Raw genomic sequence first — 15,272 nt, forward strand, 5'->3', positions numbered from 1 at the left:
GGCCGCGACGCAGGAGGAACGACACGACGCCGCGCGGCAGGACCGGGCGCGTCGGGCGAAGGAGTCGGGTGATGGGTCGGTTGTTCGGCACGGACGGCGTGCGAGGGCTCGCGAACCGCGACGTCACGGCGGAGGTCGCGCTCGACGTGTCCGTCGCCGCGGCGCACGTGCTCGGGTCGCAGGGCGCGTTCGAGGGGCACCGCCCGCGCGCCGTGATCGGCCGTGACCCGCGCGCCTCGGGCGAGTTCCTGTCCGCCGCCGTCGCCGCCGGCCTGGCGTCCGCGGGCGTCGACGTCGACAACGTCGGCGTGCTGCCCACGCCCGCGATCGCCTACCTGACGGCCGCGCGCGGCGTCGACCTGGGCGTCGTGCTGTCGGCCTCGCACAACCCGATGCCCGACAACGGGATCAAGTTCCTCGCGAGCGGCGGCCACAAGCTCGACGACGAGGTCGAGGCCGCCATCGAGGCGCGCCTCGGCGAGGCGTGGGAGCGGCCGCTCGGCGCCGCGGTCGGTCGCATCCGCACCGACCAGAGCCTCGCCGGCCAGCAGTACGTCGACCACCTCGTCGCGACGATCGGCGTGCGGCTCGACGGCCTGCGCATCGTCGTCGACTGCGCCAACGGTGCGGCCTCCGAGGTCGGCCCGGCGGCGCTGCGCGAGGCGGGCGCCGACGTCGTCGTCATCAACGCGTCGCCCGACGGGCGCAACATCAACGAGGCCTGCGGCTCGACGCACCCCGAGCAGCTGCAGGCGGCGGTCGTGGCGGCGCACGCCGACCTGGGCGTCGCCTTCGACGGCGACGCGGACCGCTGCCTGGCCGTCGACGCGGAGGGCGTGCTGGTCGACGGCGACCAGATCATGGGGATCCTCGCGATCGCGCTGCGCGACCGGGGAGCACTCCCGCACGACACGCTCGTCACCACGGTGATGAGCAACCTCGGCCTGCGGCTCGCGATGCGCGACGCCGGCATCGCGACCGTCGTCACCGGGGTCGGCGACCGGTACGTGCTCGAGGCGATGCGCGCGGGCGGCTTCGGGCTCGGCGGCGAGCAGTCCGGTCACATCATCGTCGCGGCCCACGCGACGACCGGCGACGGCCTGCTCACGGCGCTGCAGCTCGCGGCCCGTGTGGTCGAGACCGGTCGGACGCTCGCCGACCTCGCGTCGGTCGTGCAGCGGCTGCCGCAGACGCTCGTCAACGTGCCGGGCGTCGACCGCACGCGCACGGACGACGTCGTGCTCGTCGAGGCGGTGTCCGCCGCCGAGAAGTCGCTCGGCGACACGGGACGCGTGCTGCTGCGCGCCTCGGGCACCGAGCCGCTCGTCCGCGTCATGGTCGAGGCGGCGACGCAGGAGGAGGCCGACGAGACGGCGCACGACCTGGCCGCGGTCGTGCGCGAGCGGCTCTCGCTGTAGCGGGCGTCGTGACGACCGGAGGAGGCGCGGTGCGCGACGTCGACGGCTGGGTGCGGGACCACGTGCGCCGGCTGCTCGACGCCGTCCGCGAGGCGGGGCCGGACGCGGTGGCGCCGATCGTGCAGGCCGGGCACCCCGTCCTGCGGTCGGTGGCCGTGCCGTTCGACGGGCAGGTCGACGACGCCGAGCTGCACGAGCTGCTCGGCGTCATGCACCGCACGATGCGCGCCGCGCCCGGTGTCGGGCTCGCCGCCCCGCAGATCGGGCTCCCCCTCGCCCTCGCGGTGGTCGAGGACCCCGGGCCGGGGGACGACGAGATCGCGCGCGTGCGCGAGCGTCCCGCGGTCGCGTACCGCGTGCTGGTGAACCCGCGGTACGCGCCCGAGGGCGACGACGTCGTCGCGTTCTACGAGGGCTGCCTCAGCGTCGAGGGCTACCAGGCCGTCGTCGCCCGGCCCCGCCGCGTCCGCCTCACGGGCGCCGACGAGACGGGGCGGGCGCTCGACGAGGTGCTCACGGGGTGGCCCGCGCGCATCGCGCAGCACGAGACCGACCACCTGCACGGCACGCTGTACCTCGACCGCGCGGACCCGCGCTCGCTGTCCGCGACGGACGCCTGGGGTGCACACTGGGGGACGGAGCCCGTGCCGCGCGCCGCCGCGCGCGCCCTCGGGTTCGGGTTGCCGGACGGGACCCCGGAGGACACCGCGCCGCAGCGGTGACCGCGCCGGGCACCGCGCCGGGCACCGCGCAGGGCGTCGCGCCTCCGCCCTGCGACGGAGACGCGGGGGCGGGGGGTGAGTCCCGGGGGAGGAGATCGGGGTCGCTCAGGGCTGATTCGGGGGCTATCCCGATGTGCCCGGACCCGACCCCGGCCTAGCGTGGTGACGTCGCCCCACCGGGGGGTGGGCGGGCGAGGGGAGATCACGTGCTGGAGTGGGCGCTGGAGCTGGCGGCCTCGCCGTGGATCTTCGTCGTGCTGTTCGCGTTCTCGGTGGTCGACGGGTTCTTCCCGCCGGTCCCGAGCGAGTCGGTGGTCATCGCGCTCGCGTCCCTGTCGGTGTCGACGGGGTCGCCGGCGCTGTGGATCGTGGTCGCGGTCGCCGCGCTCGGCGCGTTCGTCGGCGACCAGGTCGCCTACCAGATCGGCACCGCGGTGCACGTCCGGCGGCTGCGCGTGTTCCGGGGGCGGCGCGGCCAGGCCGTCCTGGACTGGGCGGAGCGCGCGCTGCGGACCCGTTCCGCGTCGTTCGTCATCGCCGCGCGCTACATCCCCGTGGGGCGCGTCGCCGTGAACATGACGGCGGGGGCCCTGGGCCTGCGTCGTCGGCGCTTCGTGCTGCTCACGGCCATCGCGGCCGTCACCTGGGCGGGGTACTCGACGCTCATCGGGATCGGCACGGGTGCGGTGCTCGGGCACTCGCCGCTCGTGGGCGTGGCGGTCGGCGTGGTGGGCGGGTTCGTGGTCGGGCTCGCCGTCGACTGGGCGTTGCGCCGGTGGCTGCGGCTCGACGACCCGCTGCCGCCGAGCGCACCCGTGACGCCGCTCGCCGCGGCGCCGCGGCCGGCGACGCTCGGCACCGGCACCGAGCCGGCGACACGGCCCGAGGGGTCCGCGGCCTGACCCTCGCCCGTTGTCGAGGTCACGATGACCTCACGATGTGGGACGTGTGACAACGATCCGGTATCGGCCGACGGGGTGACGGCGATCGGCCTCCCGGAGCGGCTTACGCTCGAACGCAGGACGACGTCGACGTCGTCCTCCCCGCTCCCGCGAGGCCCCGGCACCGCCGGGGTCCTGACCGTCGTGCCCGGGGACCGGCAGGACGACGGAGGGTGGGCAGGTGCGAGCAGCGCGACGTGCGGTGACGGCCGTCGCCGTGCTGCTCGCCGCCGCGGCCTGCGCGACCGACGCGCCCTCGGCCGAGGACGCGGCGGGACCGCCCGCCGAGGTCCGCACGGACGCGGGGTGCCTCGACCCGGGCGTGCTCGACGCCCTCGGTCTCGAGCTCGACGCGAGCCTGCGGACCACGGCGCCGCAGGCCACGACGCGCGGCCTGCCCCCGGCCGGGTTCGTCGCCGACAGCGTGCTCGTGTGCGACCGCGGCGACCCCCTGCGCGACTCCGCGGGCACGTGGTGGTCGGTGACCGCCACGCGCCTCGAGGGGGACCTGGACGACCTGCTCGGGGAGGTCGACGGCACGCGCACCCCGCGCGAGTGCCCGGACGACGCCGTCGTCCCGCAGGTGTGGCTCGTCGACGCGATGGGCGCCGCGGTGCTGCTGCCGGCGGACGTGGCGTGCGACGGCGCCGACGGCATCCCCGCCGCGCTCGGGACCCTCGAGGTCGTGGAGCGCACCGAGCACCCCGTGGCGCTCGCGCAGCCCGTCACGGCGCAGGCCTCGGCGCCGTGACGCGCGCCTGACGGGCGCGGGCGCGTCAGATCTTGCGGAGCCGCACGCGCTGCACCGTGTGGTCGGGCCCCTTGGTGAGGACGAGCGTGGCCCGGCTGCGCGTCGGCAGGATGTTCTGCTCGAGGTTGGGCGCGTTGATCGAGTCCCAGATGCTCTCGGCGCGGTCGATCGCCTCCTCGTCCGACAGCGACGCGTACCGGTGGAAGTACGACGCGGGCTGCGCGAACGCGGTGCGGCGCAGCGAGAGGAACCGGTCGACGTACCACTGCTTGACGTCCGACGTGCGGGCGTCGACGTAGATCGAGAAGTCGAAGAAGTCGCTCAGGGCGAGGTTCGACGTGCCCTCGAGCGTCGGGCGCGCGGGCTGGAGCACGTTGAGCCCCTCGACGATGAGCACGTCGGGCTGCCGCACGACGACCTCGGCGCCGGGCACGATGTCGTACGTGAGGTGGTCGTAGACGGGCACCGCGACCTCGGGGCGTCCGGCCTTGACCTTCGACACGAAACGCAGCAGCGCGCGGCGGTCGTACGACTCGGGGAAGCCTTTGCGCTGCAGCAGACCGCGGCGCTCGAGCTCGGCGTTGGGGTGCAGGAAGCCGTCCGTGGTCACGAGCTCGACGCGCGGCGTGGCGGGCCAGCGCGCGATGAGCTCGCGCAGGATGCGGGCGGTCGTGGACTTGCCGACCGCGACGGAGCCCGCGACGCCGATGACGTACGGCGTGCGGCCCACGTCCTCGTGGAGGAACGTGCTGGTCGCGCCGTGCAGACCCTGCGTGGCCTGGATGTACAGGTCGAGCAGGCGGGACAGCGGCCGGTACGTCGCGTCGACCTCCGCGAGGTCGATCGGGTCGCCGAGGCCGCGCAGCCGGTCGACGTCGGCGTCGGTGAGCGGCAGGGGCGTCGAGGCGGACAACCGGGTCCAGGCGTCGCGGTCGAGGTCGACGTAGGGCGTGGCGGGGACCAGGGACGGCACGACGACGATCATCGCGCATCGCGGGCCCGTGCCGCGCACGGCGCGGTGCGGTGCGGGCGCGACGGGTGTCACGCGTCACCCGGCCGGGCGTGCGCCGGGGTGCCCACTAGGATCGGGCGCATGTGCGGAATCGTCGGTTACGTGGGTGGAGCGGGGGCCAGCGAGCGCCCCCTCGAGGTGGTCCTCGAGGGGCTGCGGCGGCTGGAGTACCGCGGGTACGACTCCGCCGGTGTCGCTCTCGTGGTGCCCGGGGGGCACCTCGCCACCGCGAAGAAGGCCGGCAAGCTCGCGAACCTCGTGGCCGAGCTGGACGCGCACCCGCTGCCGCCGGCGACGGCGGCGATCGGGCACACGCGCTGGGCGACGCACGGCGGCCCGACCGACGCGAACGCGCACCCGCACGTCTCGGGCGACGTCGCGGTCATCCACAACGGCATCGTCGAGAACTTCGCCACGCTCAAGGCCGAGCTCGTCGCGGACGGCGTCGAGTTCGCGTCGGAGACCGACACGGAGGTGGTCGCGCACCTCGTGGCGCGCGAGCACGCGCGCTCGCAGGACCTGACCGCCGCGCTGACCACGGTGTCGCGTCGGCTCGAGGGGACGTTCACGCTGCTCGCGGTGCACGCGGACGCGCCGGACACTGTGGTCGGCGCGCGGCACGACTCGCCGCTCGTCGTGGGGCTGGGCGACGGCGAGAACTTCCTCGGCTCGGACGTCGCGGCCTTCATCGGCTCGACCCGTGACGCCCTGGAGCTCGGGCAGGACCAGGTCGTGACGATCACGCCGACCTCGGTCACCGTGACCGACCTCGACGGGAACCCGGTCGAGGCGACGCCGTTCCGGGTCGACTGGGACACCGAGGCCGCCGAGAAGGGCGGGTTCGGCTCCTTCATGGACAAGGAGATCCACGACCAGCCGCACGCGGTCGCGGACACGCTGCTGGGCCGCACCGACGCTGCCGGGCACCTGGTCCTCGACGAGCTGCGGATCGACGAGGCCGTGCTGCGCGCCGTCGACAAGATCGTGGTCGTCGCGTGCGGGACGGCGGCGTACGCCGGCCACGTCGCGAAGTACGCGATCGAGCACTGGTGCCGCATCCCCGTGGAGGTCGAGCTCGCGCACGAGTTCCGCTACCGCGACCCGGTCGTCGACGAGCGCACCCTCGTGGTCGCCATCTCGCAGTCCGGCGAGACGATGGACACGCTCATGGCCGTGCGGCACGCGCGCGAGCAGGGCGCGACGACGCTCGCGATCGTCAACACGCACGGCTCGACGATCCCGCGCGAGTCCGACGCGGTGCTCTACACGCACGCCGGCCCGGAGATCGCCGTCGCCTCGACCAAGGCGTTCCTGTCGCAGATCACCGCCGCCTACCTGCTGGGTCTGTTCCTCGCGCAGCTGCGCGGCAACAAGTTCCCGGACGAGATCGCGTCGACGCTCGAGGAGCTGCGCGCGATGCCCGACAAGATCCAGGAGGTCCTGGACCGCTCGGGCCGCGTGCGTGAGATCGCCCGGTGGATGGCGGACACGCAGTCGGTCCTGTTCCTCGGTCGGCACGTCGGCTACCCGATCGCGCTCGAGGGTGCGCTCAAGCTCAAGGAGCTCGCGTACATCCACGCCGAGGGGTTCGCGGCCGGCGAGCTCAAGCACGGTCCGATCGCGCTGATCGAGCCGGGGCAGCCCGTGTTCGTCGTGGTGCCGTCGCCGCGGGGCCGGCACTCGCTGCACTCCAAGGTGGTCTCGAACATCCAGGAGATCCGCGCGCGCGGCGCCCGCACGATCGTCATCGCCGAGGACGGCGACGAGGCGGTGCGCCCGTACGCCGACGAGGTGTTCTCGGTGCCGCAGTGCCCGACGCTGCTCGCGCCGCTGCTGACGGTCGTCCCGCTGCAGGTGTTCGCGTGCGAGCTGGCGACCGCCAAGGGGCTGGACGTGGACCAGCCGCGCAACCTGGCCAAGTCCGTCACGGTCGAGTGAGCCGCGCCCGCGGGGGCGCGCGGGGCGCGTCGTGATCGTCGGCGTCGGGATCGACGTCGTCGACGTCGCGCGGTTCATGGCGACGCTCGCGCGCGTGCCGCAGCTGCGCGAGCGGCTGTTCACGCCCGCCGAGCGGGACCTGCCGGACGCCTCCCTGGCCGCGCGGTTCGCGGCCAAGGAGGCGATCGCGAAGGCGCTGGGCGCGCCCCCGGGGATGAGCTGGCAGGACGCGACCGTGCGGCGCGTGATCGGCGCGCAGCCGGTCGTCGAGGTCACGGGCACGGTCGCGGCACGTGCCGACGCGCTGGGCGTCGCGCGGTTCCACCTGTCGATCTCGCACGACGCGGGCATCGCGTCGGCGATGGTCGTGGCCGAGCGCGACGTCTGACCGACGTCGCGCCCGGCGCGCGCTCAGCGCAGGTGCGGCACGACCTCGCGGGCGAAGAGCTCGATGCCCGACCGGTCGTACGCGGCCTCGGCGAAGTACGTGATGGCGTACGTCATGCCCAGGCCCTGCAGCTCGCGCAGGGTCTCGACGATCTGGTCGGGCGTGCCGACGAGCGGGCCGCTGCGGAACTGCTCGGCGACCTCGGGGGCCTTGTCGGGCACCGTGTTCGCGTAGTGCTCCTCGACCCACGCGACGCGGTCGTCGACCTCGGCCTGCGTCGCGCCGATGACGACGTTGTAGTTGGCCGACCGCGTGATCTCGTCGAAGTTGCGGCCGATGGCCTCGCAGTGCCCGCGCAGGATCTCGGACTTGTGCGCGAAGCCCTCGGGCGACCCGTCGAAGTTCGTGTACTGCGCGTGCTCGGCCGCGATGCGCAGCGTCTTCTTCTCGCCGCCGCCCGCGATCCACAGCGGCGGACCGTCGACCTGCAGCGGCAGCGGCGAGAGCTGCGCGCCGTCGACCTGGTAGTGCGTGCCGTCGAGCGTCGCGGTGCCGTTGGTCCACATCTGCTTGAAGATCTGCACGCCCTCGTCGAGCATCGCGATGCGCTCGCCGGCGCGCGGGAACCCGTAGCCGTAGGCGCGCCACTCGTGCTCGTACCAGCCGGCGCCGATGCCCATCTCGACGCGGCCGCCCGAGATGACGTCCGCGGTGGTGGCGACCTTCGCGAGGTACGCGGGGTTGCGGTAGGCCATGCACGTGCACATCTGGCCGAGCCGCACGCGCGACGTCGACGCCGCGAACGCGTTGATGAGGCTCCAGGCCTCGTGCGTGGCCTCGCCGTTGGGCTCGGGCACGGCGTGGAAGTGGTCGTAGACCCAGATCGACTCGAAGGCGTCGCCGTCGTCGGCCCACGACGCGAGGCCGTGCATGACCTTCCAGTGGTCGCGGGCGTCGATGCCCGTGAGGTCCTGCCGCCAGCCCTGGGGGATGAAGAGTCCGAAGCGCATGCCTCGCACGCTACCCGCGGGTCGGGCGCGCGTCCGGGTGGCGCGGCGAGCCCGTGCACCGGGCCCCCGCGACGTGCGCGCGCGTCGCGCCCGCGCGCGGGCCCGGGCAGGATGGGCGGGTGCTGCTCTCGTGGGACGCCGCCGCCGTGCGCGCGGCCGAGGAACCCCTGCTCGCGGCCGGCGTGCCGCTCATGGACCGCGCCGCCTTCGGTCTCGCGACGCACGTCGCGCGCGTCCTGCGGGACGTGCGCGGGCGCGTCGGCGGCGCGCACGTGGTGCTGCTCGTGGGCCCCGGCAACAACGGCGGCGACACGCTGCACGCGGGTGCGCGGCTCGCGCGCCGCGGTGCGCGCGTCACGGCCGTCCTCGCGTCGCCGCGCGTGCACGGCGACGGTCTCGCGGCGCTGCGGGCCGCGCACGGCCGGGTCGTCCCGGCGCACGACGACGCGGCGGCGGACGCGCTCGCGGGCACGGTGCTCGCGGCCGACGTGGTGCTCGACGGGCTGCTGGGCATCGGTGGACGGGGCGGTGTGCGCGGGCCGGGTGCGCGCCTGGTCGGGGCGCTCGCGACCGCCGCCGCGCGGCCGGTGGTCGTGGCGGTCGACGTGCCGTCGGGCGTGGGCGTCGACAACGGCACGCGCACCGGTGCCGTGGCGCAGGCCGACGTCACGGTGACGTTCGGCGCGTGCAAGCCCGCGCTGCTGCTGCCGCCGGCGGCCGACGCGGCGGGGCGCGTCGAGGTCGTCGACCTCGGCCTCGACCTCGCGGGTGCGCCGGCCGTCGCACGGCTCGCGGGCACCGACGTCGCCGCGCTGTGGCCGGTGCCGGGGCGGACGTCCCACAAGTACGCGCGCGGCGTGCTGGGCGTCGTGGCCGGCTCGGACCGGTACCCGGGCGCGGCGGTCCTCGCGTCCGGCGGTGCGCTGCGGGCCGGCGTCGGCATGGTGCGGTACGTCGGGTCGGCCGGCTCGCAGGTGCTCGCGGCGCACCCCGAGGTCGTGGTGGGGGAGGGGCGTGTGCAGGCGTGGGTCGTCGGGCCGGGCGTCGCACCCGACGACGACGCGCAGCGGGCCCGCGCCCGCGACGCGCTGGTGCACGCGCTCGCGCACGACGAGCCGGCGGCCGTCGACGCGGGCGCGCTCGACCTGCTGCCGGACCGCGTGCCGCCGCACGTCGTGCTGACGCCGCACGCGGGCGAGCTCGCGACGCTGCTGTCCGCGCGGGGCGCGGCCGTCGACCGGGCCGACGTCGAGGCGGCACCGCTCGCGCACGCGCGTCGCGCGCACGAGCTCACGGGGGCGACCGTGCTGCTCAAGGGCGCGACGACCGTGGTCGTCGGTGCGCACGGCGCGGTGTACGCGCAGGCCGACGCGCCCGCGTGGCTCGCGACCGCGGGGGCGGGTGACGTGCTCGCGGGCGTGCTCGGCGCGCTGCTCGCGGGGCGCGCGGCCGACGCGGTCGACGACCCGACGCTGCCGGCCGCGCTCGCGGCTGCGGCGGCCGCGGTGCACGGCCGCGCCGCGCACGCCGCGAACCCGGGCGGCCCGGTGACGGCGTCGGACGTCGCGGCCGCGGTGCCGCGTGTCGTCGCGGGCCTGGTGACGGCGTGAGCGGGACCGCCGCGCCCGGGCCGCGCGGCGCCGCGGCGCCGGCGCCGAGCGGCACCGCCGGCGCGCGGGACCGGTCGGTCGCCGAGCCGGTCGCCCCGCTCGCCACGCCGGTCGCCCCGCTCGCCGCGCCGCTCCCCGCACCCCTGGCGGACCGGGTGCGGGCGCTGCTCGCGCGCGGCGGGCGCGTCGTGCTCGGCGTCGCGGGCGCTCCCGGGGCGGGCAAGTCGACGCTCGCGGCGCAGGTCGCGGCCGCGTTCCCCGGCGTGAGCGTCGTCGTGCCCATGGACGGGTTCCACCTCGCGCAGACCGAGCTCGAGCGGACCGGCCGCGCCGACCGCAAGGGCGCGCCCGACACGTTCGACGCCGACGGGTACGTCGCGCTGCTGCGGCGGCTGCGTGCCCCCGAGCCGGGCCGCGTGGTGTACGCGCCCGAGTACCGCCGTGACCTGCGCAACGGCGTGGCGGGCGCGATCGCCGTCCCCGCGGACGTGCCGCTGGTCGTCACCGAGGGCAACTACCTGCTGCTCGCCGACGACGGGTTCGGACCCGTGGCCGACCTGCTCGACGAGGCCTGGTTCGTCGCCCCGCCGGACGACCTGCGGCTCGCCCGGCTCGTGGCGCGGCACGAGCGGTTCGGCAAGAGCCCCGACGCGGCGCGCGCGTGGTCGACCGGCCCGGACGAGACGAACGCGCGCCGCGTCGCGCCGACGGCCCGGCGCGCCGACCTCGTGGTCGGGCCCGAGCTGCTCGGCTGACCGTGCCACGCGGGCACGGACACGGACGCGCACCCGTCCGGGTGAGACACTGGCGCACGTGAACGACTTCCCCGCGCGCGCGGTCGTCGACCTCGCGGCACTGCGTGGCAACGTCCGCAGCCTCGCCGCGCACGCCCCGACCGCGCAGGTCATGGCCGTCGTCAAGGCCGACGCGTACGGGCACGGTCTCGTGCCGAGCGCGCTCGCCGCGGTCGACGGCGGCGCGACGTGGCTCGGCACCGCGCAGGTCTCCGAGGCGATCCACCTGCGGCGTGCCGGCGTGACCGGGGCGCGCGTGCTCGCGTGGCTGTACGCGCCGGGCGCGCCGTTGCGCGCCGCGATCGAGGCCGACGTGGACCTCGCGGTCGCGGCGCGCTGGGCGCTCGACGAGGTCGTCGCCGCGGCGCGCGAGGCGGGCCGCACGGCGCGCGTGCACCTCAAGGTCGACACCGGCCTCGGGCGCAACGGCCTCACGCCGGCACAGCTGCCCGACGTGCTCGCGGCGGCGCTCGCGGCGCAGGCCGAGGGTGCCCTGCGCGTCGTCGGCCTGTTCTCGCACCTCGCGCTCGCGGACGACCCGGGGCACGCGACGGTCGCGGCGCAGGCCGAGGAGTTCGCGCGGGCCGTCGCGCTCGTCGAGGGCGCGGGTGCGCGCCTCGAGGTGCGGCACCTCGCCAACTCGGCCGCGACGCTCACGTCGCCCGCGCTGCACTGGGACCTCGTGCGGCCCGGCCTCGCCGTGTACGGCCTCTCGCCCGTGCCGCAGCTCGGCGGCCCCGAGCGCTACGGCCTCGTGCCCGCGATGACGCTCGAGGCCGAGCTCGCGACGGTCAAGCCCGTCCCGGCCGGGTCGGGCGTGTCCTACGGGCACGCGTACGTCGTGCCGGGTGACACCGTGCTGGGCGTCGTGCCGCTCGGGTACGGCGACGGGATCCCGCGCCACGCGTCGGGCACGGCCGACCGCTGGGGCGGTCCCGTGCAGGTCGGCGGCCGCCGCCTGGGCGTCGCGGGCCGCGTCTGCATGGACCAGGTCGTGCTCGACCTGGGCCCGGACGCGCGCGAGGCCGCGGGCGACCGCGTCGTGCTGTGGGGCGACGGGCGCGACGGCGGCCCGACCGCGCAGGACTGGGCCGACGTCGCCGGGACGATCTCGTACGAGCTCGTGACGCGGCTCGGGGCGCGCGTGCCGCGCACGTATGTCGACAGCGAGCAGGACGCAGGTGCGGCCGGGACGACGGCCCGCCCCGCGGACGTGGAGGTGACCGCGTGACGACCGACGGGCTGCAGGTGCGCCTGCCCGACGCCGACGCGACGCGCGCGTGGGGCCGTGCGCTGGCCGACGTGCTGCGCGCGGGCGACCTCGTGGTGCTCACGGGCGACCTCGGCGCGGGCAAGACGACGCTCACGCAGGGGCTGGGCGCCGGTCTGCACGTGCGCGGGCAGGTCGCGTCGCCGACGTTCGTCATCGCGCGCGAGCACCCGCCGCTGCCGCGCCCCGACGGCACGCGCGGTCCCGCGCTGGTGCACGTCGACGCGTACCGGCTGGGCTCGCTCGACGAGGTCGAGGCGCTCGACCTGGACGCCGCGCTCGACGAGGCCGTCACGGTCGTCGAGTGGGGCGAGGGCTGGGTCGAGGGTCTGACCGACGACCGGCTCGAGCTGCGGCTCGCGCGCCCGCACGGCGGTGTGGCCGACGACGTCGAGGACGCCGCGGCGGGCGAGCGCGTGCTCACGGTGCGCGCGGTCGGCGCACGCTGGGACGGCGTCGCGCTGCCGGGCGCCGACGCGGTGGGTCTGACGGACGTGGCGGACCTGACGGACGAGCAGCACGAGGGGCGTGGGCACTGATGCACCTGGGGATCGACACGTCGGGTGCGGTCGCGACCGCGCTGGTCGTCGACGCCGAGCACGGCGAGACGCTGACGGACGACGAGCCGCGGCGGCACGCCGAGCGGCTCATGCCGCAGGTCACCGAGCTGCTCGCGCGGCGCGGCGCGACCGTGCGGGACCTGCGCTCGGTGGTCGTGGGGACCGGGCCGGCGCCGTTCACGGGGCTGCGCGTCGGGCTCGTGACGGCGCGCGTGCTGGGCCTCGCGGTCGGGGTGCCCGTGCACGGCGTGCCGAGCCACGACGCGCTCGCCGAGGCCGCGGCCGAGGTCGGTGGGCTCGTGGACGGCACGCCGCTGCTGGTCGTCACCGACGCCCGGCGGCGGGAGGTCCACTGGTCGCGCTACGAGGTCCGCGGCGGCGTGCCGGTGCGCACCGTCGAGCCCGGCGTGGCCGTGCCCGCGGACGTGCCGCGCGTCGCGGACGAGGTCGTCGTGGGCGCCGGGCGCGACCTGTACCCCGACGTGTTCGGCGCCGCGGACGCGCGCGTCGCGTCCGACGTGCCGGGCCTGCGGGAGCCCGACCCCCGGTACCTGGTACGGATCGCGCAGCGTCGCCTCGCGGCGGGCGAGCCGCTGCCGACCGAGCCGCTGTACCTGCGTCGCCCGGACGCCGTCCCGTCGGCGGGGTCCAAGCGGGTCCTGGCGTGAGCGCGGCGGCCGTCGACGTGGCCGTGCGGCCCCTGACGGCCGCGGACCTGCCCGTGCTCGAGCGCCTCGAGGTCGAGCTGTTCGGTGCGGGCGCCTGGTCGGCCGCGACGCTCGCCGAGGAGCTCACGGCCCCGGGACGCACCTACGTGGGTGCGACGCTGCCGGACGGCGCGCTCGTCGGGTACGCGGGCCTGTGGTTCGACGGGTGGGACGCGCAGGTCATGACGGTCGGCACGGACGTCGCCCACCAGGGCCGGGGCGTGGGGCGCGCGATGCTGGGCGCGCTCGTCGACCGCGCGCGCGAGGTCGGTGCCGCGTCGGTGCTGCTCGAGGTGCGCGTCGACAACGCCCCCGCGCTGCACCTGTACGAGGCGCTGGGCTTCGAGCGGCTGGGGCGCCGCCGGGGCTACTACCAGCCCGAGAACGTGGACGCCTGGACGATGCGCCTGCCGCTGGGACCCGCCGCGGCCGACGCGCCGGGCGCCTGACCGATCGAGACCGACCGACCGAGGACGAGGGGGAGCGGTGCGCAGCGACGACGACGTGCGGGGTGCCGTGCTGGTGGAGCCGGACGACCTGGCCCGGCTGCTGGCCGACGACGACGGGCCGGTGCTGCTCGACGTGCGCTGGGCGCTGGGGCGCACGGACGGCCACGACCGGTACCTCGGGGCGCACCTGCCCGGTGCCGTGTACGTCGACCTCGACACCGAGCTCGCGGCACCGCCGTCGCCCGCGGCCGGGCGGCACCCGCTGCCCGACGTGGCCGACCTCGAGCGCGCCGCGCGGCGCTGGGGCGTGCGCGAGGGCGGGTCGGTCGTCGTGTACGACGACGTCGCGGGCACGTCCGCTGCGCGGGCCTGGTGGCTGCTGCGCTGGGCGGGCGTGCGCGACGTGCGGATCCTCGACGGCGGGCTGGCCGCGTGGACGGCCGCCGGCTACGCGGTCGAGCCGTTCGAGATCACGCCCGAGCCCGGGGACGTCGTGCTCGTGGCCGGTGCGCTGCCGACGCTCGACGCCGACGGCGCCGCCGCGCTCGCGGGCGACGGCGTGCTGCTCGACGCCCGGGCCGCCGAGCGGTACGCGGGGCGGGTCGAGCCCGTCGACCCGCGCGCGGGGCACGTGCCGGGTGCCGTGAGCGCGCCGACGGCCGACAACGTCGACGCCGACGGGCGGTTCCTGGCCGCCGACGCGCTGGCCGCGCGGTTCGCCGCGCTCGGCGTCGCGCCGGGTGCCACGGCCGCGCGCGTGGGCGTCTACTGCGGGTCCGGCGTCACCGCGGCGCACGAGGTCGCGGCGCTCGCGTCGATCGGCGTCGACGCCGCGCTGTACCCCGGGTCGTGGTCGCAGTGGGCGCACGACCCCGCGCGTCCCGTCGCGACGGCCTGACGGGCGCACCAGCCCGGCCGGTACCGCGCGGCCGGCACGGCCCGGTCCCGGGGTCGGCGACGCCCTCCCGTCGCCCGACGGGGCGGCGGGAGGGCGTGCGGCGCTCCTGCGGGGGGAGCGGTCAGACCGTGCGCGCGGCCTGGTCCCACTCGAGGCGCGGTGCGCGCGGGCGGTCGGTGCCCTCGCCGTCGGGCCAGCCGACGTTGAGCACGGCGAGCGTGCGCCACGCCGAGCCCGCGAAGAACTCGCCGTCGACGCCAGTCGCGTCCAGGCCCGTCATGGGGCCGACGCCGAGGCCCGCGGCGCGCAGGCCCACGACGAGGTAGCCCATCTGCAGCCACGCGTTGTCGCGCGACATGGCGACGCGTGCGTCGTGCTTGTCGGCGAAGCCCTCGCCCGAGGTGGGTGCGTGCGGCACGAGCGTCGCCATGTGCTCGTGGAAGTCGACGTCGGTCGCGACGACGAGCGTCACGGGGGCGGCGAGCACGCGGTCGCGGTTGAACTCCGCGACGTGCGGCGCGAGGCGCTCGCGCCCCTCGCGGCTGCGCACGACGAGCAGCCGCAGCGGGCTCGTGTTCATGGCGGTCGGGCCCCAGCGCACGGTGTCGTACACCTCGCGCAGCAGCTCGTCGGGGACGGGGACGTCGAGGAAGCTCCCGACGGTGCGCGCGTCGCGGAACACGCGGTCCGCGGTCGTGGCGTCGACGCCGCGCGTGGTGCGCAGCGTCCGGATGTCGTCCATGAGGTCGCTCGTGGTCACGCCGCACTCAACATCGATGCGTTCGCACCGATGCCCGTCCGAGG

General features: G+C 76.5%; 16 protein-coding genes. 13 read left to right on the forward strand and 3 right to left on the reverse strand.

Annotated features, from left to right (window positions below):
* Positions 1-71 precede the first annotated feature (71 nt).
* The 4 genes from glmM (at position 72) to E4A51_RS00250 (ending at position 3,832) form a co-directional block, all read left to right on the forward strand.
* Positions 72-1,418, forward strand: a complete 1,347-nt coding sequence (gene glmM / locus E4A51_RS00235) for a phosphoglucosamine mutase (protein WP_046528962.1) — start codon at positions 72-74, stop codon at positions 1,416-1,418.
* Between the two features lie 29 nt (positions 1,419-1,447).
* On the forward strand, positions 1,448-2,140 hold the full coding sequence (locus tag E4A51_RS00240) for a peptide deformylase (protein WP_070319389.1): 693 nt from the start codon (positions 1,448-1,450) through the stop codon (positions 2,138-2,140).
* A gap of 206 nt (positions 2,141-2,346) precedes the next feature.
* On the forward strand, positions 2,347-3,042 hold the full coding sequence (locus E4A51_RS00245) for a DedA family protein (protein WP_070319388.1): 696 nt from the start codon (positions 2,347-2,349) through the stop codon (positions 3,040-3,042).
* Positions 3,043-3,262: 220 nt separating this feature from the next.
* Positions 3,263-3,832, forward strand: a complete 570-nt coding sequence (locus E4A51_RS00250) for a hypothetical protein (RefSeq protein ID WP_134850580.1) — start codon at positions 3,263-3,265, stop codon at positions 3,830-3,832.
* A 25-nt stretch (positions 3,833-3,857) separates the two neighbouring features.
* Here the strand turns inward: E4A51_RS00250 and coaA are convergent, their stop codons facing one another.
* Positions 3,858-4,817 carry a type I pantothenate kinase gene (coaA, locus tag E4A51_RS00255; RefSeq protein WP_046530710.1) on the reverse strand — a complete coding sequence of 320 codons (960 nt, stop codon included), beginning with the start codon at positions 4,815-4,817 and terminating at the stop codon, positions 3,858-3,860.
* Positions 4,818-4,925: 108 nt separating this feature from the next.
* On the opposite strand from coaA, the gene glmS reads away from it, so the two are divergent.
* Together glmS and E4A51_RS00265 are read left to right on the forward strand one after the other, a co-directional pair.
* On the forward strand, positions 4,926-6,782 hold the full coding sequence (gene glmS / locus E4A51_RS00260; protein WP_134850581.1) for a glutamine--fructose-6-phosphate transaminase (isomerizing): 1,857 nt from the start codon (positions 4,926-4,928) through the stop codon (positions 6,780-6,782).
* A gap of 31 nt (positions 6,783-6,813) precedes the next feature.
* Entirely contained in the window at positions 6,814-7,170 is a 357-nt protein-coding gene (locus tag E4A51_RS00265) for a holo-ACP synthase (RefSeq protein WP_046528957.1), read from the forward strand.
* A 23-nt stretch (positions 7,171-7,193) separates the two neighbouring features.
* Here the strand turns inward: E4A51_RS00265 and E4A51_RS00270 are convergent, their stop codons facing one another.
* Complete coding sequence (locus E4A51_RS00270) at positions 7,194-8,180, reverse strand: LLM class F420-dependent oxidoreductase (RefSeq protein ID WP_134850582.1); 987 nt, start codon at positions 8,178-8,180, stop codon at positions 7,194-7,196.
* Positions 8,181-8,299: 119 nt separating this feature from the next.
* Between E4A51_RS00270 and E4A51_RS00275 the strand changes: the two genes are divergently transcribed.
* The 7 genes from E4A51_RS00275 to E4A51_RS00305 all read left to right on the forward strand — a co-directional run bounded on the left by E4A51_RS00275 (position 8,300) and on the right by E4A51_RS00305 (position 14,468).
* A complete protein-coding gene (locus E4A51_RS00275) occupies positions 8,300-9,790 on the forward strand; it encodes an NAD(P)H-hydrate epimerase (protein WP_134850583.1) in 1,491 nt (496 codons plus the stop codon).
* Between the two features lie 143 nt (positions 9,791-9,933).
* Positions 9,934-10,545: a nucleoside/nucleotide kinase family protein gene (locus tag E4A51_RS00280; RefSeq protein WP_087507859.1), complete on the forward strand. Its 612-nt coding sequence runs from the start codon at positions 9,934-9,936 to the stop codon at positions 10,543-10,545.
* Positions 10,546-10,603: 58 nt separating this feature from the next.
* Positions 10,604-11,815, forward strand: coding sequence for an alanine racemase (gene alr, locus E4A51_RS00285; protein ID WP_082740337.1), 1,212 nt, complete (start codon positions 10,604-10,606; stop codon positions 11,813-11,815).
* Positions 11,812-12,393 (forward strand): tRNA (adenosine(37)-N6)-threonylcarbamoyltransferase complex ATPase subunit type 1 TsaE, encoded by a 582-nt coding sequence (gene tsaE / locus E4A51_RS00290; protein WP_070320910.1) that lies wholly within the window; start codon positions 11,812-11,814, stop codon positions 12,391-12,393. Before alr ends, tsaE begins: the two co-directional genes overlap by 4 nt.
* Entirely contained in the window at positions 12,393-13,082 is a 690-nt protein-coding gene (tsaB, locus tag E4A51_RS00295) for a tRNA (adenosine(37)-N6)-threonylcarbamoyltransferase complex dimerization subunit type 1 TsaB (protein WP_240696322.1), read from the forward strand. The genes tsaE and tsaB overlap by 1 nt, the downstream gene beginning before the upstream one ends.
* Positions 13,079-13,570 carry a ribosomal protein S18-alanine N-acetyltransferase gene (gene rimI, locus E4A51_RS00300; RefSeq protein WP_070320912.1) on the forward strand — a complete coding sequence of 164 codons (492 nt, stop codon included), beginning with the start codon at positions 13,079-13,081 and terminating at the stop codon, positions 13,568-13,570. The genes tsaB and rimI overlap by 4 nt, the downstream gene beginning before the upstream one ends.
* A 37-nt stretch (positions 13,571-13,607) precedes the next feature.
* Positions 13,608-14,468, forward strand: a complete 861-nt coding sequence (locus E4A51_RS00305) for a sulfurtransferase (protein WP_134850584.1) — start codon at positions 13,608-13,610, stop codon at positions 14,466-14,468.
* 121 nt (positions 14,469-14,589) lie between these two features.
* Here E4A51_RS00305 and E4A51_RS00310 read toward each other — a convergent pair whose 3' ends face one another.
* Positions 14,590-15,228 (reverse strand): malonic semialdehyde reductase, encoded by a 639-nt coding sequence (locus E4A51_RS00310; RefSeq protein ID WP_233421252.1) that lies wholly within the window; start codon positions 15,226-15,228, stop codon positions 14,590-14,592.
* Between the last annotated feature and the right edge of the window lie 44 nt (positions 15,229-15,272).

This window comes from Cellulomonas sp. HD19AZ1 (assembly GCF_004535805.1).
Taxonomy (GTDB): Bacteria; Actinomycetota; Actinomycetes; order Actinomycetales; family Cellulomonadaceae; genus Cellulomonas; species Cellulomonas iranensis.

Bases quoted from the DNA above. Each gene is read 5' to 3' on its own strand.
- glmS (WP_134850581.1), top strand. From the start codon at position 4,926: ATGTGCGGAATCGTCGGTTACGTGGGTGGAGCGGGGGCCAGCGAGCGC.
- tsaB (WP_240696322.1), top strand. From the start codon at position 12,393: ATGCACCTGGGGATCGACACGTCGGGTGCGGTCGCGACCGCGCTGGTC.
- coaA (WP_046530710.1), bottom strand. From the start codon at position 4,817: ATGATCGTCGTCGTGCCGTCCCTGGTCCCCGCCACGCCCTACGTCGAC.
- E4A51_RS00270 (WP_134850582.1), bottom strand. From the start codon at position 8,180: ATGCGCTTCGGACTCTTCATCCCCCAGGGCTGGCGGCAGGACCTCACG.
- glmM (WP_046528962.1), top strand. From the start codon at position 72: ATGGGTCGGTTGTTCGGCACGGACGGCGTGCGAGGGCTCGCGAACCGC.